This is a genomic window from Tahibacter aquaticus (assembly GCF_004363655.1).
Classification (GTDB): Bacteria; Pseudomonadota; Gammaproteobacteria; order Xanthomonadales; family Rhodanobacteraceae; genus Tahibacter; species Tahibacter aquaticus.
Window position 1 is genome coordinate 18,948 of sequence record NZ_SNZH01000010.1, and the last position, 25,416, is coordinate 44,363.

General features: G+C 66.1%; 27 protein-coding genes and 1 riboswitch. Of the genes, 12 read left to right on the plus strand and 15 right to left on the minus strand.

The features are described 5' to 3' along the window. Positions 1-111: 111 nt before the first annotated feature. Positions 112-323: riboswitch (cobalamin riboswitch) on the minus strand. Between the two features lie 76 nt (positions 324-399). Then, entirely contained in the window at positions 400-1,194 is a 795-nt protein-coding gene (locus DFR29_RS16010; protein WP_133819626.1) for a hypothetical protein, read from the minus strand. 333 nt (positions 1,195-1,527) lie between these two features. Beyond that, positions 1,528-2,448, minus strand: coding sequence for a hypothetical protein (locus DFR29_RS16015; protein WP_133819627.1), 921 nt, complete (start codon positions 2,446-2,448; stop codon positions 1,528-1,530). Between the two features lie 239 nt (positions 2,449-2,687). Between DFR29_RS16015 and DFR29_RS16020 the strand changes: the two genes are divergently transcribed. From DFR29_RS16020 to DFR29_RS16040, 5 genes are read left to right on the plus strand one after another with little or no spacing between them, the layout of a single operon-like run. Next, positions 2,688-3,191, plus strand: a complete 504-nt coding sequence (locus tag DFR29_RS16020) for a Cif family virulence factor (protein ID WP_133819628.1) — start codon at positions 2,688-2,690, stop codon at positions 3,189-3,191. A gap of 48 nt (positions 3,192-3,239) precedes the next feature. Further along, positions 3,240-4,337, plus strand: a complete 1,098-nt coding sequence (locus DFR29_RS16025) for a sensor histidine kinase (RefSeq protein WP_208113617.1) — start codon at positions 3,240-3,242, stop codon at positions 4,335-4,337. Beyond that, positions 4,337-5,077 (plus strand): LytR/AlgR family response regulator transcription factor, encoded by a 741-nt coding sequence (locus tag DFR29_RS16030; RefSeq protein WP_133819834.1) that lies wholly within the window; start codon positions 4,337-4,339, stop codon positions 5,075-5,077. Before DFR29_RS16025 ends, DFR29_RS16030 begins: the two co-directional genes overlap by 1 nt. Before the next feature lie 60 nt (positions 5,078-5,137). Further along, positions 5,138-5,455, plus strand: coding sequence for a hypothetical protein (locus tag DFR29_RS16035; protein ID WP_133819629.1), 318 nt, complete (start codon positions 5,138-5,140; stop codon positions 5,453-5,455). Further along, positions 5,452-6,117, plus strand: a complete 666-nt coding sequence (locus DFR29_RS16040) for a Rossmann-fold NAD(P)-binding domain-containing protein (RefSeq protein ID WP_133819630.1) — start codon at positions 5,452-5,454, stop codon at positions 6,115-6,117. Before DFR29_RS16035 ends, DFR29_RS16040 begins: the two co-directional genes overlap by 4 nt. Here DFR29_RS16040 and DFR29_RS16045 read toward each other — a convergent pair. The 3 genes from DFR29_RS16045 to DFR29_RS16055 all read right to left on the minus strand — a co-directional run bounded on the left by DFR29_RS16045 (position 6,098) and on the right by DFR29_RS16055 (position 7,834). Beyond that, positions 6,098-6,580, minus strand: a complete 483-nt coding sequence (locus tag DFR29_RS16045) for an aminoacyl-tRNA deacylase (protein WP_133819631.1) — start codon at positions 6,578-6,580, stop codon at positions 6,098-6,100. The genes DFR29_RS16040 and DFR29_RS16045 overlap by 20 nt on opposite strands. Positions 6,581-6,833: 253 nt before the next feature. Beyond that, a complete protein-coding gene (sugE, locus tag DFR29_RS16050) occupies positions 6,834-7,151 on the minus strand; it encodes a quaternary ammonium compound efflux SMR transporter SugE (protein ID WP_133819632.1) in 318 nt (105 codons plus the stop codon). A 176-nt stretch (positions 7,152-7,327) separates the two neighbouring features. Next, complete coding sequence (locus tag DFR29_RS16055; RefSeq protein WP_133819633.1) at positions 7,328-7,834, minus strand: DUF1993 domain-containing protein; 507 nt, start codon at positions 7,832-7,834, stop codon at positions 7,328-7,330. A gap of 179 nt (positions 7,835-8,013) precedes the next feature. Between DFR29_RS16055 and DFR29_RS16060 the strand changes: the two genes are divergently transcribed. Further along, positions 8,014-9,228 carry an NAD(P)/FAD-dependent oxidoreductase gene (locus tag DFR29_RS16060; RefSeq protein ID WP_133819835.1) on the plus strand — a complete coding sequence of 405 codons (1,215 nt, stop codon included), beginning with the start codon at positions 8,014-8,016 and terminating at the stop codon, positions 9,226-9,228. A gap of 40 nt (positions 9,229-9,268) precedes the next feature. Further along, on the plus strand, positions 9,269-9,724 hold the full coding sequence (locus DFR29_RS16065; protein WP_133819634.1) for a hemerythrin domain-containing protein: 456 nt from the start codon (positions 9,269-9,271) through the stop codon (positions 9,722-9,724). Between the two features lie 8 nt (positions 9,725-9,732). Here the strand turns inward: DFR29_RS16065 and DFR29_RS16070 are convergent, their stop codons facing one another. The 9 genes from DFR29_RS16070 to DFR29_RS16110 all read right to left on the minus strand — a co-directional run bounded on the left by DFR29_RS16070 (position 9,733) and on the right by DFR29_RS16110 (position 19,346). Continuing rightward, on the minus strand, positions 9,733-10,173 hold the full coding sequence (locus tag DFR29_RS16070) for a Csu type fimbrial protein (protein WP_166654136.1): 441 nt from the start codon (positions 10,171-10,173) through the stop codon (positions 9,733-9,735). Next, complete coding sequence (locus tag DFR29_RS16075) at positions 10,170-12,410, minus strand: fimbria/pilus outer membrane usher protein (protein WP_166654137.1); 2,241 nt, start codon at positions 12,408-12,410, stop codon at positions 10,170-10,172. Before DFR29_RS16075 ends, DFR29_RS16070 begins: the two co-directional genes overlap by 4 nt. Next, the gene (locus DFR29_RS16080) at positions 12,379-13,110 is read right to left on the minus strand and encodes a fimbrial biogenesis chaperone (RefSeq protein WP_133819637.1); all 732 of its coding nucleotides are present in this window, start codon (positions 13,108-13,110) and stop codon (positions 12,379-12,381) included. The genes DFR29_RS16075 and DFR29_RS16080 overlap by 32 nt, the downstream gene beginning before the upstream one ends. A 12-nt stretch (positions 13,111-13,122) precedes the next feature. Continuing rightward, positions 13,123-13,611, minus strand: coding sequence for a Csu type fimbrial protein (locus tag DFR29_RS16085; RefSeq protein ID WP_133819638.1), 489 nt, complete (start codon positions 13,609-13,611; stop codon positions 13,123-13,125). 311 nt (positions 13,612-13,922) lie between these two features. Beyond that, positions 13,923-15,980 (minus strand): Ig domain-containing protein, encoded by a 2,058-nt coding sequence (locus tag DFR29_RS16090; protein WP_208113618.1) that lies wholly within the window; start codon positions 15,978-15,980, stop codon positions 13,923-13,925. An 8-nt stretch (positions 15,981-15,988) separates the two neighbouring features. Beyond that, positions 15,989-16,630 carry a hypothetical protein gene (locus DFR29_RS16095; protein ID WP_133819640.1) on the minus strand — a complete coding sequence of 214 codons (642 nt, stop codon included), beginning with the start codon at positions 16,628-16,630 and terminating at the stop codon, positions 15,989-15,991. A 444-nt stretch (positions 16,631-17,074) separates the two neighbouring features. Further along, on the minus strand, positions 17,075-17,503 hold the full coding sequence (locus tag DFR29_RS16100; RefSeq protein WP_133819641.1) for a hypothetical protein: 429 nt from the start codon (positions 17,501-17,503) through the stop codon (positions 17,075-17,077). A 73-nt stretch (positions 17,504-17,576) separates the two neighbouring features. Then, positions 17,577-18,344, minus strand: a complete 768-nt coding sequence (locus DFR29_RS16105) for a hypothetical protein (RefSeq protein ID WP_133819642.1) — start codon at positions 18,342-18,344, stop codon at positions 17,577-17,579. A 723-nt stretch (positions 18,345-19,067) separates the two neighbouring features. Next, entirely contained in the window at positions 19,068-19,346 is a 279-nt protein-coding gene (locus DFR29_RS16110; protein WP_133819643.1) for an HU family DNA-binding protein, read from the minus strand. Between the two features lie 484 nt (positions 19,347-19,830). Between DFR29_RS16110 and DFR29_RS16115 the strand changes: the two genes are divergently transcribed. From DFR29_RS16115 to DFR29_RS16130, 4 genes are read left to right on the plus strand one after another with little or no spacing between them, the layout of a single operon-like run. Then, the gene (locus DFR29_RS16115) at positions 19,831-21,033 is read left to right on the plus strand and encodes an ABC transporter permease (protein WP_243746081.1); all 1,203 of its coding nucleotides are present in this window, start codon (positions 19,831-19,833) and stop codon (positions 21,031-21,033) included. Beyond that, positions 21,030-21,845, plus strand: a complete 816-nt coding sequence (locus tag DFR29_RS16120; protein WP_133819644.1) for an ABC transporter ATP-binding protein — start codon at positions 21,030-21,032, stop codon at positions 21,843-21,845. The genes DFR29_RS16115 and DFR29_RS16120 overlap by 4 nt, the downstream gene beginning before the upstream one ends. After that, on the plus strand, positions 21,784-22,776 hold the full coding sequence (locus tag DFR29_RS16125; RefSeq protein WP_133819645.1) for an MlaD family protein: 993 nt from the start codon (positions 21,784-21,786) through the stop codon (positions 22,774-22,776). Before DFR29_RS16120 ends, DFR29_RS16125 begins: the two co-directional genes overlap by 62 nt. Then, positions 22,773-23,408 (plus strand): ABC-type transport auxiliary lipoprotein family protein, encoded by a 636-nt coding sequence (locus DFR29_RS16130; protein WP_133819646.1) that lies wholly within the window; start codon positions 22,773-22,775, stop codon positions 23,406-23,408. Before DFR29_RS16125 ends, DFR29_RS16130 begins: the two co-directional genes overlap by 4 nt. A gap of 317 nt (positions 23,409-23,725) precedes the next feature. Here the strand turns inward: DFR29_RS16130 and DFR29_RS16135 are convergent, their stop codons facing one another. Further along, positions 23,726-24,373, minus strand: coding sequence for a BON domain-containing protein (locus DFR29_RS16135; protein WP_133819647.1), 648 nt, complete (start codon positions 24,371-24,373; stop codon positions 23,726-23,728). Between the two features lie 208 nt (positions 24,374-24,581). On the opposite strand from DFR29_RS16135, the gene DFR29_RS16140 reads away from it, so the two are divergent. After that, positions 24,582-25,406, plus strand: a complete 825-nt coding sequence (locus tag DFR29_RS16140) for a universal stress protein (RefSeq protein WP_133819648.1) — start codon at positions 24,582-24,584, stop codon at positions 25,404-25,406. Positions 25,407-25,416: the final 10 nt, after the last annotated feature.

Consider the following 25,416-nt stretch of genomic DNA (forward strand, 5'->3'; position numbering starts at 1 on the left):
CCCGCGAAAAGAATGGGTATTGCGCAGACACGACAAGGCGAACCGATGCAAGGCAAAGCGCAGCGAATCCGCTCGTCTGGTTGCCCGCCGCAACACCCGAGTAGAAACGCCTTTCAGCGCCCGCCACGGGCCGGTCTCCGGGCTTGCGAGCGATGCGGACGCATCACCCCGGCAACCTTCCCGCGCGAACGCAGTGGCATGAGGCCGGGTTTTCTCGTTTACCGTTGCGGGGGCAGCGCCGGCATTGGGTTTTCACCCGCACCGGCTTCCCGTTTCACCCTGCTCGCCGAAAGCGGCAGGACACCTGTGGCGGGCGCAGTGTAGGCGGCAGCCGTGGCGCGGACAAGTTATGTACGGACATGAGTGCAGCGCGGACCACGTACGCACACGTACTTCGCGCTACGACGCCTTGGCTTCGGCGCGCGCGGTATCGCAGATGGTCGATTCGGGCTTGATGGTCCATTTGCGCAAGCTGGCTTTTCCGTCGTACTTGCCTTCGCCTTGCCACATCGTATTGATGGGCAGCAGCAGGTTTTGCCAGCGCGCCGGATCGACCACCGTCAGCGCATTGTCCGGGCTCACCTGCTGTTCCGCATGGGTCAGCGGCACGCCGAACAGGTCGGCAAACGGCTCCTGGCCAAGCCGCCAGATCGAATAGGCGAACCAGCCTTCCTGCCCGGGCTCGTAGCGCAGGCGGATGCACCAGTCGATCGACTCCTGCCAGAACGGCCCCATCTTGCTGCCGGCGAACAGGTTGTACGAGCCGCTGGATTCGCGCAGATAGGTAACCTGCATCGCCAGCACATCGGGCTTGCGCACCAGCTTGCTCGCGATGCCCTGCAGATAGACGCCGCCGCCGGAACCCACGTCGCCCGGATCGGCGACTACACCGCCGCTCAACTGCCGATAGAACGCATCGCCAGGCCCGAGCCGCGGCGTGGCACCGGCCGGATCGACGTTCGGCGCCAGGACGACCAGGCCGCGCTTCTGTTCCGCTTTTGCCTGCGCCAGCGTGGTCGGGTTGTTCTGCAGCCGGGGCTTGGCGGGTTGCGTGAGCTGCTCTCTCAGCCAGCCGCTGCCATCGCCCACGGCAGTCATGCTCTTGAGCAATACGATCACCGCGAGCGGAATGCCCAGGGCCAGTGCAAACATCAAGGCGACGCGCGGCGGCGCGGCGGGCTTCTTCGGGGGCATGCACTGGCTTCCTGCGTGGACGGGTTTGCGCAAACGACGGACTGTACAGTCCGCCGGAAGGCGCCCACCTTACACGCAGACGTCGCGGGCAGGCGACGGAAGCAGGCTCATTGCACGAAACGCGACACCGCCGGGCTCCGTCGCAACGGCCACGGCACAATTCGCTGTGCGCATCGGCGCCCTACGTGGGCGCGTAGCGCGCAATGGCCGTCGCAGGCTATTCGCAGGGTGCGATGAGCGAATGCGAATTGCACCGCACGCCGTGTCGGCCGGGCTCAGTCGCAACGATTGCGGCGCAATTCGTTGCGCGCATCGGCGCCCTGAGTTGCGCGATCAGGGATAGCTGACCATCTGCTTGCCGGCGATATTCCAGCCATCTTCGTCTTTCATCAGGAATACCGCGCCGCGCGAAACCCAGCCCAGGCCGTCCTTGGCATCGACCAGCACGATGGCATCGTTGTCGCGCTGCCAGCCGGCGGAGACTTTGACGTCGTGCAGAAAACGCATCGACTGCGTACGCATTTTTGCCTTGCGCACTTCCAGTGCGACCGGCTTGCCGTCGTAGTCCTTGTCGGCCAGCACCATCTTGGCGAAGCCGTTGCCGGACTTGACCGCCGCATCCGGATCGTTCGCCTGCACGGCCGCGTACAGGGCGGCGCTGCTGCGCACCAGCGCCTGGCCAGGTTCGCCACCGTCGGCGGGCAGCGGCGTTGCGCCGTCTTTCCAATCAGTGCGGCGCTCCTGCGCTTTCGAATCGTAGATACCGCCGGCCAGCATCTTTTCCAGCAGCTGCTGGTTGGTCGTGGCGCGCAGTTCGGCCAGCTTGGCCGGCGTATAGCGCTGGGCGATCAGGCGGTAGTTGCCGTCGACCTTGGCAAACGGCATCTGCAGCTTGCCGTGGCCCTTGCCGTCGGCGTCCTTGGCCTGCAGCACGACCAGGCCTTCCGGTGCGGCTGCGACTTCCATGCCCTGCTCGGCCATGCCGGCCTGCTGCTTCTTGAAGCCGTCGTCCAGCGGCCCTGCGGCCGCCGTGCAGACGACATCGGCAGTGCCGCATTCGCGTACCTGGTCAAGCAGGAAGAAATGCAGGTCCGCCGGCGCGCCGTCGATCTTGGCCAAAGCGAGTACCGCGTCCATGTCGCCCTTCTCGAAGGCGGCCTGGACATCCCTGGCCAGGGAGTCGGGACTGCCGCCACAGGCATGCAGCAGGGGCAACAGGGCAAGCAGCAAGGGCAGGCGGCGGCGCGGGTTCATGGTGTGGCTCCGGTGGATGAAGGCAGACAGCCTTGGCCATGCAAACGCCGCCACGGTGCGCAACCGTACAGAACCGGGCAAGGCGCGGCCCGGTTCAATCGGCCCGATCCGACCGGCCCGATGCAACCGGCACGGCGCAGCCAGCGACCGCGCCGACGCGCCGGACCGGTACAAGTCTGGCGCCGGGGCTGCACAGCCGCTTCAATCGGCAGCGCCTCCACCACGAACCGGGTTCACTCATGTACCAGCCGCTGCGCCGCATTTCCGCCGTCTGCGCCGTTGTCCTGGCCTGCACCGCTGCCGCGCAGGCCAGCGCGGCCAACACCGCCGAAGCGGCCATTCGCCAGGTCGTGCGCCAGTTCCAGGAAGGTATCCGCGCCAAGGACGGCGCCGCGCTGCGCAGCCTGTTCCTGGCCAAGGACAATTCCTGGCTACGCGTCGCCACCACGGCGGAATGGCAGTACCTGCGCTCCAGGCGCGCCGACGCAGCCAAGGTAGAAGCCGGCAGCTACGAAAACTTCGTGCGCGAAATCGTCGACGACAGCGAAAGCGTGGAAGAGCGCTTCAGCAATATCCATATCCACACCAACGGCACCGTCGCTTCTGTACATTTTGATTTTGTATTTATTGCCGGAGAACGCACCACCAACCAGGGACAGGAAGCCTGGCATCTGGTCAACACCGAGCAGGGCTGGAAAATCAGCTCGGTGATCTACTCGGCAGAGCGGCCGGCGCAGCGATGACCGCCGCACCGCCCTGCTACCATCGCTGCTCCGGCTGAACTTCTGCACATGCAGCCCCTCGCTTCTGCCGCCATTGATCGCCGTACCGGCCTGCCGCCGTTCTGGCTGCCCATGCTGGCCGGCCTGCCTGTCGTGCTGTGCATGGCGGTAATGGCCTTGCCCGTGCTGGGCAACGGCAATGCCTTCGCCTACCGCGCGCTATACCTGTCGGCGTTCATGCTGTGGAGCCTGCCGCTGGCCTGGCTGCAGCGCGCGCTGTGGCAGCGCCTGCCCTGGTGGCTGTTGGCCCTGGCGCTGCTGCTGGTCACGTATCTCATGTCGCTGGCAACCAACGGCCTGGGCCTGGCCCTGGGCTATTGGGCCGGCTGGGAAGCGGCGCAGCCGTTCAGCGTGATCATGCTGTTGCGCGGCCGCGGCCTGGACGGTTGCTGGCTCGCCCTGGTCGCCTTTTGCGCCATCCACGCCGTGGTGAATGCGTATGCCGCCCTGCGCGACGCGCAGGTCCGCCAGACCAGTGCGCTGGCCCTGGCGCGCGATGCGCAATTGCATGCGCTGCGGCTGCAATTGCAGCCGCATTTCCTGTTCAACACGCTGAATGCCATTTCCGCACTGGTTGCTGCACAGCGCGCCGGCGAGGCGCGCCAGATGCTGAGCCGCCTGGGCGACTTTCTGCGCGCCGTGCTCGACGGCGGCCAGGCCCATGAAGTCGAGCTGGCCGAAGAGCTGGCCTTGACCGAAACCTATCTCGCCATAGAAAAAGCACGCCTGGGCGAACGCCTGCAGCTGGAATGGAACATAGGGCCTGACCTGCTCGACGCGCGCGTGCCGCATTTGCTACTGCAACCCTTAGTGGAAAATGCGATCCGCCACGGCATTGCACCGCGGCGCCAGCCTGGCAGGCTGCAGATCGTGCTGCAGCGCGAACAGGATCAGCTTCTGATCGCGATCGACAACGACGGTGCTGCCGGCGCCACTGCAGCAGCGGCGCAGCGCCCGGCCCTGGGCTTGAACAACACGTCGGCACGGCTGCAGCAGCTGTATCCCGGCGCGCACCGTCTCAGCGCGCAGCCCCGGGCCGATGGCGGCTACAGCGTGCGCATCGCGCTGCCCTGGCGGCGCATGACGGCGCCGGAAGCGCTGCCGTGATGCGCGTCGTGGTGATCGACGACGAACCGCTCGCTCGCGCCGGCGTGATCGCCCGCCTGGCCGAGCACGCCGACCTGCAGCTGGTCGGCGAGTTCGGCGACGGCATCGACGCGTTGCAGGCACTGCCTGCCCTGGCGCCGGCTTTGGCCTTCGTCGACATACAGATGCCCGGGCTCAGTGGAATCGACCTGCTGGGGCAGCTGACCGCCGCCCAGCGTCCGCTGGCGATACTGCTGACGGCTTACGATAATTTCGCGGTGCGTGCTTTCGAGCTGCACGCCATCGACTACCTGCTCAAGCCGATCGACGACGAACGCTTCGCCCAGGCAGTGCAGCGCGCGCGGGAGGCGCTGCCCTACCGCCTGCCGCAAACAGCAGAAAATGCGGCAGCGCCGGACTACCGGCGGCGCTTCCAGGTTCGCCTGGGCCGGCGCATCGCCCTGATCGAGGCAGACACGATCGACTGGATTGAAGCCGACGGCGACTATGCCGTGCTGCACCGTGCCGGTGAGGCGCATCTGCTGCGCGAATCGCTGAGCCGCCTGGCGCTGGAACTGGACCCGGCCCGCTTCCTGCGCATCCATCGCTCGACCATCGTGCGCACAGCACTGATCGACGGCATGCAGCGCCTGTCCAATCGCGATGTGCTGCTGCGCCTGCGCGACGGCACGCCGCTGCGCGCCAGCCGCACCTACGTCGATGGGCTGATGCAGGCGCTGCGGCTGAATACCACGAAATAACGGTATTTATCCCGATTGTTGCAAGCCGGGCCGCGGCTTGGGGCAGCCGACGTTTGCGCGATGTCGCCACGGACTCGCGCCAACGGCCCCGGCGCAGACCGCGGGTGGTCGCGCCTGAATGTGCGTCTGTTGCAGCCCTGGATGAGCCAGGACGCGGCCGGCGGCGCCCTGCCCACTTTGTACGAGGCGACAGCGCCGGGTGCTGCCGCTGGTGGCTATTGCGGTCCCGGCAGGCTGTTCGAGATGAAGGTCCCGCCCAAGCCAGCGGCGATCGGCAAGCTGGCGCGCGGCGCAGCCCTGGCGGCACGCCTGCGGGATGTGTGCAACGCGCGGGTCGGCGTGCAATGGCCTCAGCGCGACAGCGGAGCGGCCGCATGAACGTACTGATCTTCGGCGCCAGCGGCATGCTCGGCCCGGGTGTGCTGCGGGAATGCCGGCGCGCCGATGACGTAAGCCAGGTCACCTGCATCGTGTGCAGTCCGCCGGGGCTGTCGCATCCGCGTCTGCGCGAAATCGTCCACGACGATTTCTTCGGCTGCGGCCGCGTTGAAAATCAGCTGGCGAATGTCGACGCCTGTTTCTTTTGCCTCGGTGTCAGTTCGTTCCGCACAGAACAGGCACAGTACCAGCGCCTCACGCTCGACCTCACCCGGGCCGCCGCGCGCACGCTGGCGCGGCTGAATCCGGTGCTGCATGCTGTCTACGTGTCCGGCGTGGGCAGCGACAGCAGCGAGCGCGGACGCAGGTTCCGGGCGCGCATCAAGGGACGCACGGAAAACCAGCTGCAGCAGTTGCCGTTCCGCGCTGCCTACGCGTTTCGCCTGGGCCTGATCCAGCCGCTGGGCGGCATCGCCTCCAAGACGGCGCTGTCGCGCATCGGCTATGTAGTGCTGGGTCCGCGGCTGCCGCTGCGGCGGCGCTTCTGGCCGGACCAGATGCTGACCAGCGCATCGCTGGGCCAGGCCATGCTCGCCGTCGTGCGCCACGGCAGCGCCAAACGCGTGCCGGAACCGGCTGACATCAACGCATTGGCGCGCTGAGCCTGTGGATGCGCCGCAGATGGCGCGGATGCACCAGCTGTTCGAAGAGTGCGAACGGAATGCGGATCAGCTCAGTATGCGAACCGGCATTGAAGGTGATCTCGCCGTCTTCGGACAGGCTTTCGTCGACGAATACATCCAGCCCGTAGAGATTGCCGAACGGCGGCATCGCACCGGCTTCGCAATCGGGAAACAGCGGCGCGAATTCGTCTTCGTGGGCCAGCTCGATCGCCTGTGCGCCGGTGGCCTGTTTCAGCGCGGCAAGATCGAGCCTGTGCTCGGCACTGAGTACCGCCATGGCCATGCGGCCGTCGAGCTTGATCAGGAGCGTCTTGGCCAGTTCGCGTTCGGCGATACAGGCGCTGTGCGCCGTATCATGCGCCGTCGTGGCGCGCGCGTGATGGATGGTTTCGAAACCGATGGCGTGGTCGTGCAGGAACTGCTGCAAACGGGGTTCGGACATGATCCTGACCTCCGCAGTCCGCCGCGCTTCAGCACGATGGACCGATGGTAGCGAGCGGGCGCCGGCCGGCCCTGGCGGCGCAACGCCGCTGCGACAGCTGTGTCGCCAGCCATCGCATCGGCACAGCAGGCTGTGCTGCAGCTCACCGCCACGCAGAACACGTAAAAACTACACAGGCCTGTTGTGCGGCCAGCGTACTCCGTGACTGGCAGGGCAACCAGCCACGGAGTCCGCAGTTTTCATGACGTCACAATCATTCCGTGGCCAGCTTCAGTCCGGCCAGGCCGACCACGATCAGCGCGATCGACAGCAGGCGCAGGGCACTGACGGTCTCGCCCAGGAACAGCATGCCGACGATGGCGGTGCCGACCGCGCCTATGCCGGTCCACATGGCGTAAGCCGTACCCAGCGGCAGGCCGCGCAAGGCGAGCGCGAGCAGGCCGAAGCTGACGGCCATGGCCGCAAGAGTAAGCAAGGAAGGAACAAGGCGGGAAAAGCCGTCGCTATAACGCAGGCCTACAGCCCAGCCGATCTCGAACAAGCCGGCAAGAATCAACAGCAACCAATGCATGGCACAACCCCTCTACGGCGGGGTCGTCCCCAAACAGTGCGGTATATCGCTGCAGGCCGTCCTGCAACGCGGCGCATTATGCCTGCAGTCACTGAATCCGGTGTAACCCGCGCCGGATGGCGCGGGTTACTGCTGCGCCTGCTATGCCGCCTCGATAGACCTATTGGATCACGGCGTCAGCGCAGACCGAGAAAATCGCGCTTGCCCAGCTCTACGCCGTTGTGACGCAGGATCATGTACACCGCGGACACATGGAAATAGAAATTCGGCAATGCGAAGGACAGCAGGTAGTCGAGCCCCTTGAACCGCAGCGCCTCTGCGCGCGTGGGAATCGTGATCTCGCGATCTTCCGCGCCGGCAAAACTGGCCGGGTCGATGCTGTTGACGAACTCGCGCGTGCGCGCAATGCGCTGCTTGAGTTCCGGCAGCGTGGTTTCCACGTCCTCGAACACCGGCAGCGTGGTGCCGGACAGGCGACCGGCCATGCCCTTGCCCATGTCGCTGATCAATTGCACCTGACGTATCAGCGGCAACATGTCAGGCGCCAGACGTGCATTCAACAGCACGCCGATATCGAAGCTGCGCGCCTGGGCCGATGCCGCGGCCTGATCCAGCAGGTGGTCGACCACATCGAGATTGCGATTCAGAGTGACGCGAAGCGTTTCGTAGACAGAAAGAGTCATCGCAGGAATATCCGCAGGAAAGAGTGGAGAACGCTATCGGGAACGGCAGTACCGCAGCCAGCGCCATATCCGCCAGCTGCGACAGCGGATATGGCCTGCCTGCCCCGCTTGCAAGAGGCAACAGGCCAGCAAGGTGCAACATCGCCGCCATCGAGGGCGGCGGCATGAGCCAGCCTGCGATGGATCTGAAAAGCGGCTACCCGTTCTGGGCACTGAAGAACGGCCTGCTCGCGAGCTTCCCGCCGTTGCAGCAGGACCAGAACTGCGACATCGCCATCGTCGGTGCCGGCATAACCGGCGCCCTGATCGCACAGGAATTCACCACGCACGGCTACGCGGTGGTGGTACTGGACGAGCGCGACGTGGCCTGGGGCAGCACCGCTGCCAGCACGGCCTTGCTGCAATACGAAATCGATACGCATCTCGTCGATCTGGCCAAGCGCTACGGCGAAGCCGATGCGGTGCTCGCCTATCGCGCCTGCGCCGACGTGATCGAACCCCTGCTCGCCCAGGCTCGGCGCCTGGGCCGCGTCGATGCGGAGCGATTGCAAAGCCTGTACTACGCCAGCCGCCGCAGCCATGCCCCGGTACTGGCGCAGGAATTCGCCCTACGGTTGAAGCACGGCTTCGCGGTGGAATGGCTGGACCGGCATGCGCTGAAACGCGAGTTCGGCGTAGATGCCAGCGCCGGCATCCTCAATCGCCCGGCCGGCGGCATCGATCCTTACCAGATGGCCTACCGCCTGCTGCAGCAGGCCCAGCGCGGCGGCGCACGCATCTACGACCGCAGCCGCGTCAGCGCCATCGAACCGCGCTCGCGCGATGTGCTGCTGCGCCTGCAGAGCGGTGCGCAGGTACGTGCCAGACAGGTCGTCCTCGCCGCCGGCTACAGCACGCAGCAGTGGCTGCAGCAGCGTTATGCGCGCAACCGCAGCAGCTATGCCTTTGTCACCGAACCGATCGATGCCGCGCAACTGGGGCCGCTGCGCAACACCATGCTGTGGGAATCGGCGCGGCCGTATCTGTACCTGCGGCCCAGCGCCGATGCGCGCCTGGTCGTCGGCGGCGAGGACGATTTCATCGATATTCCGGCCCGCCGCGACCGCCGCGTCGAAAGCAAGGCACGCAAGCTGTTGCAGAAAACCCAGGCCTTGTTTCCAGAGCTGCCGCTGCAAGCCTCCTTCAGCTGGGCCGGCACGTTTGCCGAAACCAGCGACGGCCTGCCGTATTTCGGCGCCCATCCGCAGTACGGCAAGCGCGTGCTGTTCGCCATGGCCTACGGTGGCAATGGCATAACCTATTCCGCCATCGGCGCCGGCCTGCTGCGCGCCCTGGTCGAGCGCCGCGCCCATCCGCTGCACACCCTGTTTTCGTTCCAGCGTAGTTCGCGCTGAGCAGCAACCACCGCCAGCCAATCGCCAACCGGAGTTAGCCATGACCGAGACCATCTACGACGCGCTGCGCGAAAGCCACGAGATCCAGCGCTCGCTCTGCCGGCGCCTGATCCGCAGCAAACCCGACAGCAGCGAACGCCAGCAGATTTTCCGCGAACTGCGCATCGAACTCAGCGCCCACGAGGCCGCCGAGGAACGCTACCTCTACGTGCCCATGCTGATGGACGACATGGGCCTGAACGCCTCGCGCCACGCCCTGCACGAGCACCACGAGCTGGACGAACTGGTGGAAGACCTGCAAGCCGCCGACGACGGCCGCAGCTGGGCGGCAATCGCGAAGCAATTGTCGAAAAAAGTACACCACCATCTGCGCGAGGAAGAGAAAAAATTCTTCCAGGTCTCGGGCAAGATCCTCAGCGAAACGCAGAAGACACGCCTGGCCAAGCAGTACCGGCGCGACTACACACGCATGCACAAAACCCTCGCCGCCGGCTGAGCCGGCCGTCAGAACTCGACCTGTACGTCCAGCGCATCGCTGTAGGCGCCGGGCTGCAGCCACTGGCCGGCGCCGATGCGCGCATAGACCGGCACCAGTACGGCAGTCTCGCGCTGCGTGCCGGCCCGCAGGCTCACGGCCGCGGACGCGCCGCCCCACCAGGGGCGCAACAACGCCGCATCCTGGAAAAGTGCATAGTGCAGACCGTCGCTGCCAGGGCCGCGCAGGCGGCGCTGTATTTCGCCGCCGATACGCACGACAACGCTGGCGGCGGTATCGCTGCCAGCACTGGCACTGCAACGGATGCCGATGTCGCCGCGCACGACGGTGGCGTCGCGGCGGGCCGGTGCGTAGTTGCCGAACGGCAGCGGGCTGGCATCGACACGGCAGGCCTGCGCTGCCAGCAGGCCAGGACAGCAAAGTGCCAGCGCGACGGCAGTGCGTTTCATCGTCCGGTTTCGCATTGCAGCTGCGCCGGCGCGACGGACCGCAAGGTGCATTCGCCGAAACTGCCGCGCAATTGCCAGCGTTGCCTCGGCGTCGGCGGCGGCAGCTGGACCAGACCGTCGTAGCCGACCGACTGCAGCGCGCGCCCGTCCAGCAGCACCTGGGCGCCGAGCGGCGCCAGGCTGCCGTCGGCCAGGCGCAGCTGCAGCGCCTGCGCAGGGCTGCGGCGCAGGCCCAGGTCTGCGCGTATGCCGCCGCCGCGATACGGATACAGCAGACGCCAGTCTGTGTCGCCCTGTACCTGCGCCGGCAATTCGCGCGCGTCGTAACCGATGCGGTTGGCCTCGTACGGCCGTAACTCGGTGACCAGGAAACGGCCTTGCGCATTGCTGCGGCCCTGCCACTGGTTTTCCCGCTGTATGGGCAGGTTCGCCACGCCAGCCGTGTCGACGACGGCAAAGGCGTCGCCGAGACGCCGCGTCGCAAACAGCTGTCCGTCCAGCCAGACCAGTGCACCTTCGGCGCCCGCGCGTACGGCTGTACCGCTGCTACTGTAGTCGGCCTCCAGGCTCAGGTCGGCATTGCGCGTGCGCCATTCGGCCGCGACGCGCAGATCACTGCGTTCCAGCGCGCTTTCCAGCCGATAGCCCCAGCCCAGGCCGGCCGGTGCGGGCCGCTGCAGGCTGGCGATGCGCCGGTCGCGCGCACCGCTGATGCCGTCGAACGCCAACGACGTGCCGGCATCGTCCAGCGGCAGCAGCAGGTTCAGCTGCACGGCACTATCGTTATCTTTTCCACTTTCCCGCAAACGCTGCACGGCCAGCGAAAGCCAGGCACGCTCCAGCAGGCGCTGCGACCAGCTCGCCGATTCCAGCAGTAGCGCGCTGCCGTCATCCTCGCGCCGGGCGATGCGGCTGAGATTGAACTGGCCGATCGCGGTCGCGACGCCGAGACTGAACTGGCTCTGCCGGCGCGGCAGCGCGCTGCCTTCCAGCGCAGCCAGGTCGCAGAATTCGTCGCGTTTCCACTGCTGCACGCTGCGCGCGCTGAACCAGCCGCGCTGCCACTCGCTGGCCAGGTAGAGCTGGCTGCCGGCGCAGGTGCCGCCCTGGCTGCGTGACACCGCCAACTGCACCGCACCGGCCTGGCCGACCCGGGTGACCAGGCCCATGCCGGCGCTGCGCAGCCCGTCGCCGGCCTGGGCCTGGGTTTCCAGCGTCAGGCTGTCGCTGAATCCGTGACGTGCAGACAAGGCGGCAAAGCCCCGCGTATAGCGATCGCCGAACCCCCGCCGCAGCCTGCCTGCATCGAGGGAAAAGTCGCTCAGGCCTGCACGCAGCAGATGGGTGCTGACATAGAACGGCACGCGGCTGACCTGCTCGCGCCCCAGCGCATCGGTCATCACGACCAGCGCCTCGCCACCGCCGCTGATCAGCGGCAGGCGTGGAATCGCGAACGGCCCGTCCGGTACTTGGCCCTGCGGCGTGCGCAGGCCGTTGACGACAATATCCAGCGCCGACGGCACCGCCGCCTCGCCGCGGAAGCCGGGCAAGGGATAGGTGATCAGGTCCGGCCGCAGACTGTAGTCGCTGCCGAAGTGCACGCCGCCGTAGCGCCAGGCGCGCGACCAGGCCAGGCCCGGCGCGATCGCGTCGCCGATGCGCAGCTGGCGCGCCTGGGCGGGAAAATCCTGCTGCCAGTAGCTGTCGATGCGGCGCCAGCGCGGCTGGTCTTCGCTGTTGTAGAGCGTGTCGTGACTGAATACGCCGAACGGACCGAACAGGCGCGGCGTGAAGCGCGCGGCCGTTGCCGTATCGCTGCCGCTGCGCTGCTGGCTGAAGGCGTAGCCCAGGCTCAGGCCCGGCGCGAGCTTCTGCGCCGGGGCAGCGGCCTGATCGGGAAAGTACAGCACGGTCAGCGGACGCAGTCCGGCCGCCAGGCGCAGCGATAGCTGCTGGCGCGCTTCGTCCACTGTCACCGCAAGCCCGGCAACTCCGCGCAGATCGACCCACTCGCCACTGCCCGCCGGCAGCGGCAGACCCAGCTCCTGCAGCAGTGCGCGCGGTGCGTACAAGGCATCGCCGACACGGCGGAATTCGTCCACTTTTCCGGTTGTGCGGTCTTGCAGCACCACGTCGTAGACGACGATGTCGCCCGCCTCGGGCCCCGGTTCCGGCGCGGCCAGGGCCGGCGCCGCCAGCGCCAGTTCAAGGAACATCCACCAGCTCCACGCGCGCATCGATGCCTCCTGCATCGCTGTCGCCGGCCACGCGCAGACTGCGCGTGGCCGGATTCAGCCAGAGCGGACGCGCCAGCACGATCTCGCGGCTGGCGCCCGGCAGCACGTACAGCAAGGTCGCTTGCGCAGCCGCTGCGGTGCCTGCATCGGCCGGCGACAGGGCCAGGCTGGCGATACGCACGTGCTGCGTCCCGCGGTTGTGCGCGCGCAGGCGGATCTGCTCGCCGTCGCGCAGGGCTGTCCAGTCCAGTACCGGCTCACCCGGCCGGGAACCGGCCACGAACAGGGGAATGACCAGGCGGATCGGCAGACGCACGACGCCGGGTTCCGCCACGCCCTGGGGCAGCTGGTCGATGAAGATCCGGTAGCTGAGTTCGGATTCGGCCACGGCAATGCGCCGGTAGATCCGCACCGTCTGCTCGGCACCGGGCGCCAGCAGGAAGCGCGGCGGACTCGCTGCCATATCGTCGCTGGCCGCATAGCTGTCATCGTTGCCGGACTGGCTCCAGCGCAGCACGCGCACCTGCACATCCGACGGCGTGCTGCCGTGATTGGTCACGCTCAGCACTTCGGCCTTGGCCGTGCTGGCCAGGTCCAGCCGCACCGGCGCGACGGCGATGCCGTCGGCCTGCACCGCCGCGGCGAAGGCGAGCAGCAGCGCGGCCGCCGCCCGGCGGCCGCGGCATATTCCCCTGTGCATGGGCACGCCGGGTCAGTAGACGACGGTGACGCCGACCGTATCGAGGTAAGCCCCCGGCGCGGCAAACTGGCTGGCAGGAATGCGGCCGTAGGCGGTGAGGATGCTCGGCAGCAGTGCACCCGTGCCGGCGACGGTGTCGGTGCCGTCGGTCTGGCCCCACAGCTGCGTATGACCGGCGTCGCGGTAGATGGTGTAGTTCAGCGTATTCGCGCCGAAGCTCAAGGTGCGCGTGGCCACCGTGGCACCGCTGCCCGCACCGGGGTCCAGCCGCACGACGAACGGCGTGCCCAGGGTGCAGGTCACCGTGACGGAAGCCTGGGCATCGAGCTGGGCACCGCTGTAGTTGCCGAAGATCAGCGGCGTTGCCAGCACGATGCAAGTGGCCAGCACGGTCGCGGTGACCGCCATTGTCGTGGTCGCCGTGGCGGCCTGGGCCGTGGGCTGGAAACCGATGGCCGCAGCCAGGGCGAAGGTCAGCAAACCGGTACGCAAGGACTTCATAAAGCCTCCCGCAGTCCGCAGCGCGCCGCCGGCACTGTGCCCGCGGCGAGGGCTACGACCGAGCAGATACCATACGCACGCGCTCGTGTAAATATATATTTATATTCAAGAGCAAAATTGATAATAACCCACAACTTGGCCGGACGAGGCCGGCAGCGGACCTGTCGCTGAGTCCGGTACATGTGCGCAAAATATAAACATGGCGCCGCCCGCCGGCGCGGACCGCCGCCGCAAAACGAAACGGCCGCCCAGGGCGGCCGTTTCGAATCCGCCCGCCCGGCCGCAACAGCCCGGCAGGCGCAGGATTGCCGCTACTTCGTACGCACGACCGCCGTCAGCGAACTCGCCGGCATCGGATTACTGCCGCTTTCCCGCTGCGAGAGGATCGCCGGCGTGGCCTGCGCCGCAGGAATGCCGAAGCGCAGCCAGCGCGGCCCGCCGCCGGCACCGTAGCCGGCGGTGAAGGCGACGCCGTTGCTCAGCGGCGCGACAGCGAGCGGGTAACCGCCGAGGCCGCCGAACACCGAGCGATAGTTCCAGCTCTGGAAGGTATAGGCGGGCGTCACGCCTGTGACTGCATCGTCGGTATAGCTGGCGACGGCCATGTCGCGCGCCCAGAGGTTCGGGTCGGCCCCGCCCAGGGCTGCCTGCAGATTGGTCACGCCGGTGGTGGTGGCATTGGTCAGCGCCGTGAAGAAGGTGGCCTCGCTGCCGCCCAGCCGGTCGGACGCGTAGCGCAGGAACACGCCCATGACCGAATCCTGCAGGTAGCGCACTTCGTGATCGTTCACGCCGGCAACGGCGAACGGCGTGCGCCGCAGCGGTCCCACGCGCACGCCGGCCAGGGGCGAGGTGGTGGGGTTCTGCAGATAGAAGCTGCGGTGACCGCCGAAACGCGGATTGGCGTAGGTGTTGAACGCTGCGACGCGACGCGATGCATTCGGGCCGGTGGTCAGGTCGGCCAGGGCGATATTCGCGCGGGTGTTCAGGCCGACCGAGGTGTTGAAGAACAGGATTTCTTCCGCAATCCAGGCCAGTCCTTCGTCCAGCCAGCCTTCTTCCAGCGCCGGGGCGCTATTGATGTACAGGCGGCGCGACGCATTCACCAGGTGGGTGTAGTTGTGCATCAGCAGACGGGTGGTCTGGCCCCAGACCAAGGAAATCGTGCGCACGTTGCTGTTCACCGCACCGGTCGGGTCGGGCACCATCATGTAGACGTATTCGCCCTCGTTGCTGCGCGGGCAGCTGGCGGCAGCGAACAGGTCGCGGGAATCGAAGGCACCGCCGGCGAACGAGGCGGACGCCGGCGGCGACAGTTCGTTCATGGCCTTGGTGAAGAACACGATCACGCCGCCGTTGCTGTCGATGTCGGTGACTTCGCCGAAATTGGCAATCTGCGCATCGCGCCCGCCGGTCATGGCCAGCGTACCCAGGGTGCCGCTGCCCGAGCCGGTAATGCCCGGCGGCAGGCCGTCGAAGGCATCGCGCAACACTTCGAAATCCTGTCGCGCAAAACCACCGGCCACCGCCGGCACGTAAGTGCCCGAACCGGCCGGCTGCTCGACCACTTCCTGCACCATGTACAGGCGTGGCTTGGCCGGCGTGGAAACAGGCGAAATGGCCTCGACGCGGCCCTTGCGCATATCCATCGCACCGGTACAGCCCGGGGCTACCTGAATATCGATGAGCTGGTCCACGGCCGGCGGCACGCTGCCGCGGGGAATCGGCGGAATCAACGACTGCGTGCGCTGTTCGGCAGTGGCGAACTCGGGCAGGTCGGCAGCACGTTCGGCGTGCAGGTCTTCGACACTCGCTGCCGCCAGCGGAGCCAGCAGCGAATCCGGCGCGATCGGCGTCGGCGGCCCCGTGACGGGGACGATATTGCTGCCCAGGGTGCTGACATTCAGCGTCGACGCATCGGCCGCTGTGCTGACGGGAACCACGGTGTATTCGCTCGCCGCCGCGTCGCTGGTGACGCAGAAATCGCTGGCGGCTGCACCGTCGAGCAGTTGTACCTGCCCCAGGGTCAGCGACAGGCACGCACCGGTACCGATGTTGATCGGCAAGGTACGCGTCACGACGCAACCGTTCGCATCGCTGGCGACGATGCGCGACAGCGAGGTGCCGACATCGGTCGGCGTACCGGAAAGAATGCCGGCGCTGGACAGGCTGAGCCCTGCCGGCAACGTGTCGGCGCTGTACTGGTAGCTGCCGCCGCCGCTGACACTGAATTCCACCGGCGTGATGGGCTGGGTGATGTTGGTATTGGTCACCGTGGACGGCGACAGGTTGGCCGGCGGGCACTGGGCACCGGCGGCACTGGAAAACAAGGCGGCACTGGCGGCCAGGAGAGAAAGCGTCGTCTTCACGGGCGGCCTCATTCGACGTCGAAGTGCATCAGGGTGACCGGCACGCCGGACGCATTGTGGAAGACCACCTGGTCGAAGCGCACGCTGTGCGGCTCCGAACCGGTCAGCTGCTCGACGAAGATGCGCACCTGGGCACTGCTGGTGGCGGCCGGCGCCAGCGCCGAGCCTTCGATGGCCGGGCCTGCATTGGTCGGAATTCCACGCCAGATGGTGTCACTCAGCGGATATGCCGTGCCGACTACCGCTCCCAGGCCCTGGCCGCCACTGGAGTCCGCAGTACAGTCGGCCGAGGCAAAGAACGCGATTTCCATCACTGCACGGGCCGCAGCGTCGGTCTGGCCTGCCAGGAATTTGACCCGCGCATAGTATTCGTAGGTCTGCTCGCCGATCGCCGGCAGACATTGCACCAGACCGATCTGGCTAGCCGCAGTCTGTACGGTGAACTGCGCCGAGCCCGAGCTCGCGATGGCATTGACATCGTCTGCATTCCAGACGCGTGTGCCGTCGGCCGGCAGGGCCGAGCCGAAGTCGGTCCAACTGCTCAGATCGGTGGCAAAGCCCGTGTTGACGACAAGGTTCTGCGCCTGTCCCTGGGCACACCAGAGCAGAAACAGCCCGCCCGCCGATAAACGAATGAAGTTACGGCGCACATGCACCTCCCGTGACAGTGGTATTTCCCCGATTGCGTCAAGCATCGGCTAGGCCAGACCCGGGCGATGCCAAACCATGCGACAACGTACGCCAGAGACTAGACTTCGTCTCGAAACCGCGCAACGGCCCGGCACTTACCTGCAGCACCGAAGAACACGGCCAGCGCCGTGTACTGCAGTACCGGACAGAACAGGACAGGCCCACACGTCGCGACGCGACAATGCAGCATAAAATATTTATAACAATTGCCGCAAACCTCGCAGCTTGCCGCAAAGCCCCGCAGCGGCAGGCCCGATGCTGATTAGCGCAGAAGCGCGGCCCTGCCTATCGCCGGCAGACTGCAGGCGCGGAAGCGGCTGCATGGCCAGCTCAGCGGCACCGGCCTCAGCCTGGACGCACAGGCCGGGAACGCGACACGCCGAACAGACGGCGTTCCTGCCGGATCACCTGCCCTCGCCTGCCGGCGCAGCAATCGGGCTCACCAGCTCGCACTGGATATAACCACGCGAAAGGAAGTCGAGCTGCCAGGCGACATCGGCAATCTGCAGGCCCAGCCCATAGTGGCCGCGCGACAGATGTTCCAGGTGCAAAGCACAATCCTGCAGTTGCAGCGAGATCAGGCAACCGTCGGCGGCAAAGTGCGCAAGCGCAGGCATCGCCGCATCGGCAGCACCTGCGCATTCCAGGCGGGTTTCGATCGCGCCCTTGCGGCTGCCCCACAGGCGCAAAGCCAGGCGCTGCTGCGCGTTCACGATCACGCACAGGTCGTAGCGGGCTTCGCCGGTGCGCGCGATCTGCACGGCGGCAGCGGCGGCGATCAGCTCGTCGAGCAAGCGCCCGTCCGCAAAGGTGCGAACGATGATGTCCCTCATGCAAAAAGACTCCCCACGATGCCGCCAGCCTGGCGCTGCATCGTGGGGAGCCCGATAGCGCCGGAGCGCGTTTTCAGTCGACCTGGAACTGCTGCAGCGATACCGGCGTCGCGGTCTGGTTGCAGGCCACGAACAGCCGTACCGAACCGGTGGCGCCCGCCGCCAGTTGCAGCGTGTACTGGAAACCGCCAGTGAAGTCGCCCGGTCCGAACGGCAGTCCGGTGTTGGCGAAATCAGTCACCGTTGCATTGCTCAGCTGGGCCGCCACATCGGTTGCAGCTGCAAACGGCAGCACCAGGTAGGCAACGGCTTCGGGTGCACGGTATTCGCAGGTACCGGCAGAGGCGTCGGCCACGCGAATATAGTTGTTCGGCTGCACCAGGGTCGCATTGTCGGTAGCGGCCGAGCCGTTCACGTCGAGGTCGATCATATTGAACAGGTGCAAGGTGATCGCTGTTGCCGCGTTGTTGGTCACCGTCACCACCGTGGCGACCTGACCAATGCCTGCTCCCGGACTGGAAATGGTATGCGTCTTGGTTACCGCAAGGCTGCGGCCGCCCAGGTCGGTCCAGTTGATCGTGGCCAGATCGAGTGTGTAGTTCTGTGTAGTCGGCGCCGTAAACACCGTTTCCGCCGTATCGCCCTGAATACGGAACCACCATCCCGATTCGAACAGCTGGTCGCCGGTACCGACGCCGGTGAAGTTCGTTTCCGGCGAGGTATCAAAATGCGAAGCGGTCAGTACGTAGTTGGCACCGCCCGACGTAATCGTGCCCTGCGCGTAGGCAGAGCCGGCCGACAACAACAAAGCAAGTAATGCAAAAGATCTATAAGCGAACATTGAATAACCCCCAAAGGACAAAGTTGCGGAAACGCAAGCCGCATTTCTGACCGTCGCCGTTCCCCGTGCTGCCGCAGGCAGCACCCGGCGCCGACCATCCCCTGAAGTACGGCCGCTGGTGACTTATACGCCTACGTATTGATTGGGGGAACCGGTTTGTTGCATCGCAACGCCGACCGGCTGGGCTTCAATGGCTGGGCTCGCTTTTTGGAATCGGCCCTGTTCAGCTTCTTCACACAATCGGGCTACGCCCAATCACATGGCACCGCGGATTCGCACGACGATGGGCGGCCCGGCCCGAATCGGCCGTAGCCGCAACTTTCATCGCCGGCAGTGCCGGCGCCCAGGCAGAACGCGAGGCGTCTGGCGCAGGAAAGCGGACAGGAGCTACCAGGCAGGGTATGGGACACGGCGGACGCCTGGCCGAGCGTCGCGAAGGTCATCGAAGATTTTCAGCAAGCCGGCCGCTTTACCCAAGCACGGCACCGGCGCAAGCGGCCAGGAATGAAACCATTCATCTACGCGGAAATACACGGATAGCGCGGCGTACTTTTGCCGACAGTCCCGGCAGGCGCAATCCTGAAGTGGGCTGCATTCGCCCCTTCTGGCTGGACGGGCCGCAGGCTTCAGCGGCATCCAACCCCTACAAACAACGTGGCCCGGCATGGGATTGCCACTTCCCATGCCAGGCCACTGGCGCATCGCTCAGATCAACCCGCGAGCTCAGCCTGCCGATACGCCTTTCTTCAGCAGCGAGCCCGGCTTGAATGCCGGCACCTTGGCCGCGGCGATCTGGATGGTCTCGCCCGTCTGCGGGTTGCGACCGGTGCGCGCCGCGCGTGCGCGGACCTCGAAAGTACCGAAGCCCGGCAGTACAACCGATTCGCCGGCAGCGAGCGCCTTGGTGATCTGCGCGACCACGCTGTTGAGATAGGCTTCGCTCTCGGTCTTGGTGCCGCCGATTTCCTCGGCGATGCGGGCAATCAGATCCGTCTTGTTCATGGTGAAGTTCTCCTGTCGAAACCGCGATTGTCGCATGCGGTCGGCCAGCTCCCAATCCCGGGTGAGCACTTGCGCTGCGGCCCGGATTGTGCAGTAGCCCGGATCGGCGCACGACAAAGAACGGCGCGGCGTTTCCACACCATCGTGCGGACGTTCCCTTACTGCCGGAAGCGCCCGCCGACAAACCGCATGGCTGTTCCAGCCGATTCCACGAAGCCGAGGCCTTCGAAGCCGGGGAGCAGACTTCGCCGCGGTGGAACAGCTGCGGGTGGAACACTGAGTGACCTGTAACGGACAAATCGATAGCAGCTCGCTCGGCCTGGCCGCGCAGCACTTGCTGCTCGCCCGGGCCTTCGCCATCCCGATCAACCGTTGCAGGCCGCTAGTCCAGATGGACTAGCAGACGCCAAAGCATGGCGTAACGAGACTGGGAGCGCTACGTCGTGAGCTGCGCGAAAACCGTAAGGACTGAAACCGACCTCGGTTGACCTGGATCACTACCCTGGTACCGGTGCTGCGCCAGGCTTGGTACCGGTCGACAGAGATGAGCCCCATGGCGCAGGCGGCAGCAGTAGGTTGGACGCGAACGGACGGCCGCGCCACCCTCACCCTGGCAGGCGATTGGACCCTGGCCAACGCGCGGGATCTCGCGCCCGCAGTGGTGGGTGCCGCAGCCATGCGACCCGGTGACCGCTGCCTTATCGACGCGTATCAGCTCACCGCACTGGACACCACCGGCGCCTTGCTCTTGCTGCGCGTCTTCGGTGACCTCCCGCCGACGCTGGACGCCGCCGACGTTCAGGGAATGAATGCCGCTGACCTGGCCCTGCTCCGGCTCGTGATCGCGCGTCACGGGCGGACGGTGCCGCCGCAACCCGTCCACGCAAGCGTGTCCCGGTTGCTGGAACGCATTGGCGGCGCCATCGTCGACGCTTGGCACCAGGCGCGCGAGTTGCTGGGGTTCGTTGGCATCATGCTGGCGACACTGGGCAAAGTGCTTTCCGGCCACCGTCGTCTGCGTCTGACGGCCACCGTTTTCCACATGGAGCAGACGGGTCTTGATGCCGTGCCCATCGTCGCACTGCTGACGTTCCTCGTGGGCGCAGTTGTGGCATTCCTGGGCGCGACCGTCCTGCGCGACTTCGGCGCAGAAGTCTTCACGGTCGAACTGGTCTCCTATTCGTTTCTGCGCGAATTCGGTGTTCTGCTGACGGCAATACTCATTGCCGGCCGTTCTGGCAGCGCGTTCACCGCGCAGATCGGTTCGATGAAGAGTCGCGAGGAACTCGATGCGATCCAGGCGCTGGGGCTCGATCCGATCGAACTGCTCGTGATCCCGCGCCTGCTCGCCCTGCTGGTCATGCTGCCGGCGCTGACGTTTCTCGGCATGCTGGCGGGGCTCTTCGGTGGTGGAATCGTCGGCGTGCTGTCGCTCGATTTCACCCCGGCGATGTTCATCGGCCGCCTGCATGAGACGACCGAGCTGCGCCACTTCTGGGTCGGCATGACCAAGGCGCCGATCTTCGCATTCCTCATTGCGGCGGTCGGCTGCCTGGAAGGCTTCAAGGTCGAGGGCAGTGCCGAATCCGTCGGCCGGCATACAACCGCTTCCGTCGTGCAGTCGATCTTCCTCGTGATCGTCTTCGACGCCGTGTTTGCCATGTTCTTCATGGAACTGCAGGTATGAGCCCGGATGTGCTCATCGAAGTTCGCGGTCTGCGCAGCGTGTTCGGCACCCAGGTGGTACACGACGCGCTCGATCTCGATGTGCGCCGAGGCGAGATCCTTGGGGTGATCGGCGGCTCCGGAGCCGGCAAGTCGGTATTGCTGCGCTCAATCGTGGGCCTCAAGGACCCCGACGGCGGCAGCGTCCGATTTCTCGGCAAGGACACGACCCATCTGCGCGCCGAAGACCGCCGCGCCATCGACCGACGCATCGGCGTGATGTTCCAGGACGGCGCCTTGTTCTCATCGCTCACTGTGCTGGAGAACGTCGAACTGCCCCTCATCGAGTCCCATCATCTTCCGCCCGACCTGGTGAAGGACATCGCGCTGCTCAAGATCGCGCTGACCGGCTTGCCGCCCGACGCCGCCGCCAAGTATCCGGCGCAGCTGTCCGGCGGCATGCGCAAGCGCGCCGGGCTTGCCCGTGCACTAGCGCTCGATCCCGAAATCCTCTTTCTCGACGAACCGACTTCGGGTCTCGACCCGGTCGGCGCCGCAGCGTTCGACGAGCTGATCTCTACCTTGCGCAATGCGCTGAACCTGACCGTCTTTCTCGTCACGCACGATCTCGACAGCTTGTACTCGATCTGCGATCGCGTCGCCGTGCTGTCGGACCGGCACGTGGTCGTCGCCGATCGGGTGGGTGCAGTCGAAAACCACCCCGATCCGTGGATACAAGCATGCTTCCGCGGCCCCCGCGCCCGCGGCGCACGTGCCCACCGACCGGTTCCACCCACTGCGACCGCTGGAGCATTCGATGGAAACTCGCGCTAGCTATGTACTGATCGGTACCTTTGCGCTCGGCCTGTTCGTCGCAGCGTTCGGTTTTGTGCTGTGGCTCGGCAAGCTCTCGCTCGAACGCGAGTGGGTCTACTACGACATCGTGTTCGAGGAAGCGGTGACGGGCCTCACCGTCGGCGGTGCCGTGCAGTACAACGGCATCCAGGTCGGAGAGGTGCGCAAACTGTCGCTGGCTCCGGACGATCCACGCCGCGTCGTCGCGCACGTTCGCCTCAACGGTGGCACGCCGGTGAAAACCGATACCCGCGCACGCCTGAACATCGTAGGCCTCACCGGCGTGACTGTGATCCAACTCTCCGGCGGCACACCGGAGGCCGCGGCACTGGTGCCAGCGCCGGGCGAAACCGTCGCCCACATCGTCGCCGACGTCTCGGCGATGCAGTCGCTGCTCGCCTCCGGCCAGGATGCTGCAGTGAGCGCGAACGAAACTCTGGTGCGTCTCAACAAGCTGCTGTCGGACGACAACCTGGATCATGTGGCGGTCGCGCTTCGCAACATCGACGAGGTGACTCAGTCGCTCGCTGCGCAACGCGGAGAATTGCAGGGACTGGTGGCCGACGTCAGCGATGCAAGCAAACAACTGACGCAGAGTTTGCAGCGCGTCGATCGCGTATCGGCGTCGACCGACGCTCTCGTCCACGAGCGGGTGCAACCGCTGCTGGACGATGCGCGCCACTGGCTGACCTCGGCACAACGGACCACCGACGCGGCCACGGCGCTGCTGGAGCAAAACCGCGAACCCATCGCGCGCTTCACGAACAATGGCCTGGCCCAGCTCGCCCCAGCGCTGATCGAACTGCGTGCGACCCTGCGCACGCTGCGCTCCACCTCGGGACATCTGCAGGACGATCCCGCCGGCTATCTCCTGGGTCGCGAGCAGCCGAAGGAGTTTCAACCGCAATGAGAACACAATACAAACATGGATTAGTACTCTTTGCAGCACTACTCACGAGCGGCTGCTCACTGCTCGCCCGCCCGGGCGGAGGTGTGGCACGGTACGCACCGGCCCTGCTGCCCCACGCCCTGCCGGCGCCCACGCACGAACGGCGCTGGCAGATCGCAGTCGCCGAACCGCTCGCGCCTGCACCGCTGCTCGGCACCCGCATTCTCGTCTCGCCGCGACCAGGGCATATCGAGGTCTATCACGCCGCTCGCTGGCAGGAAGCGCCGGCAGTCCTGCTGAAATCGCTCATTATCCAGGCGCTGCACGAAGCCGGCGCTGCAGGTGCCGCCGACAGCGCAAGTCTTCAGCGCACGGATTTCCTGCTGGAGTCTGACTTGTTCCGGTTTCAGTCGGACTATCGCGATACCCCCGCGCCGTCGGTATCCATCGATCTCTACGTGCGCCTGATTCGCGTCGCCGACGGACAGGTCGCCGCCGCACGCAGGTTCTCCGTAGTGGAGCCCGCTGCCGGCAGCGCGATGCCCGCCGTCTTCGAGGCCTTCGAGCGAGCCATCGATCGTCTCGTGCGGGACTGCGCCGATTGGGCGGTTGCTGCCGGCGATCGCATCGGAGCCGACACCGCTAGTCGGTAGCGCGTCCACGATATCGAGCGCGCAACATGTCGGGCTGCGGCGGCCAGCCCGAGCGTCCAGCCTGTCAAACGGCGGCTTCTGCAGTTCGCCGTCGAGCAGATGTCGATCGGCCTCACCGACGCCGCGGCCCCAATCGCCGGAGACTTCCTTCGGCCGGCCCCGGTAGAGCGCCGCTATTTACCAGCAAGCGAACGCGTTGCCGAGGCCGCCGAGTAGAGCGCATCCACGCATCTTCCCTCGTCGGCGCAGCGGACCATTGCAGGCGTCCAGCCGAATCGATGCATTCAAGCCGCAGCGCGGCGGGAGCAAGCAAACACTCAGGCGATGTGAAGCCGGTCGACCACATTACGGACGCCACCGACGGACCACACGGCCCGTTCCACGGCAACCCGCTCGTCCCAGTTGTCCACCTCACCCGTGATCGTAACGGTTGTGCCTTCGACGGCAATCCCGATCCGATCGGCCTCCAGCTTCGCGTGCCGCGCCAAAGCACCCGCGATGCTCTGCTTGATGTCGGTCGGCTGAACCCGTGCGGCGAGTTCGATGTGGTTGAACACGCCGACGACACCGGACAGTTGGCGCACCGCGGCTTCAGCCACCGTCCGCTGATGATGCCAGCTCACCTCGCCGGTCAGCGTCACCCAGCCCTCTGAGACACGAACCTTCACGGCGTCGTGGGGAACCTGGGTGTTCCAGGCGAGGATATTGACCGCGCGCTGGGCGATCTCGTCGTCGGCGCGGCGCTTGTGGCCGGGAAGACGCACTTCGACGTTCTGAGCAAGTCCCTTGACGCCTCTAACCCGCCAGACCGCGCGTTCCGCCGCCGTCTTCTGCGGGTACGACGTGACGTGCCCACTCAACGTGATGACTCCATGCTCGGCGGCAACACCGATGCACGCAGCGTCGAGGCTCGGCTCAAACTCCAGTTCGTCGATCACGTTTTGACGCAGTTGCTCGTCGCTCATCGTCGCTCTCCGAATCCGTTGGACATCGCAACCGCCTGGCTCCTCGTACCGAAACGGGAGTCAGCGGCCACCGCCGTTCGCGTCACCGTAGTCAGGCGCTTTGCGGCACGAGCCATTCTGGCCACGTGCGTGCAGATCTCCTTGATGCAGGTCAAGACCCCGCACCAGACCCGGCGCTAGCGTGAATCCCCCTGTCCGGAGTGACGCCATGAAAGACCTGCTTGCGTTTGCTGACGACCACGATGCCTGGGAAAAAAACTTCGGTTTTGCCGCCCGTCTGGCCGCGCGCCTCGATGCCCGCCTCACCGGCGTGAACATCTACCCGACGCCTACGATGCCCGGCGGTTTCTACGGGGCCGCTGACACGTTCGCAATCATTCTGGAAAGCGTGCGCAAGGCGGAAAACAATGCCTACGCCGCTGGCGAAAGCTTCATCGCCTGGGCCGGAAATCAGGGCGTGCGCGCTGCCGCTTGGCAAGTGGCCGAGGGCGATCCCAGCGCCGTATTGCAACGCCTGGGCAACCGACACGACTTGCTGGTGATGGCACGCAAGGCCGGCGTCGCGGACGATCACCTGCGGCTCGGACATATCCTGCTCCAGTGCGGATTTCCTCTCCTGCTGCTGCCACCCGCATGGACGCAACCGGCGCAGTTCGACTGCATCGCGCTTGCCTGGAACGGAACGGCAGAGGCGTTGCGCGCCATCCACGCCGCTCAACCACTGCTTCAACGCGCGCGCCGCATCGTCGTCCTGCGCGGCGAAATGCGCGACGCCTACGCGGAGATCGGCTGGCTGCCCCCCTTCGATTTGGCCGCCTACCTTGCCTTCCACGGTCTGCAGGCGGAGGTGCAGGGCATTGCCGAGTCCGGCGACGCCGCAGGGCCGGCCCTGCTCGAGGCCGCGCATCTTCAGCGCGCCGATCTGCTGGTGATGGGCGGCTACGGGCGCAGCCGCTTCAGCGAGTGGCTGCTCGGCGGAGCAACGCGCCACGTGCTGGGGCAATCCACCCTGCCCGTACTGCTGCGCCACTGAGCGCGGCATC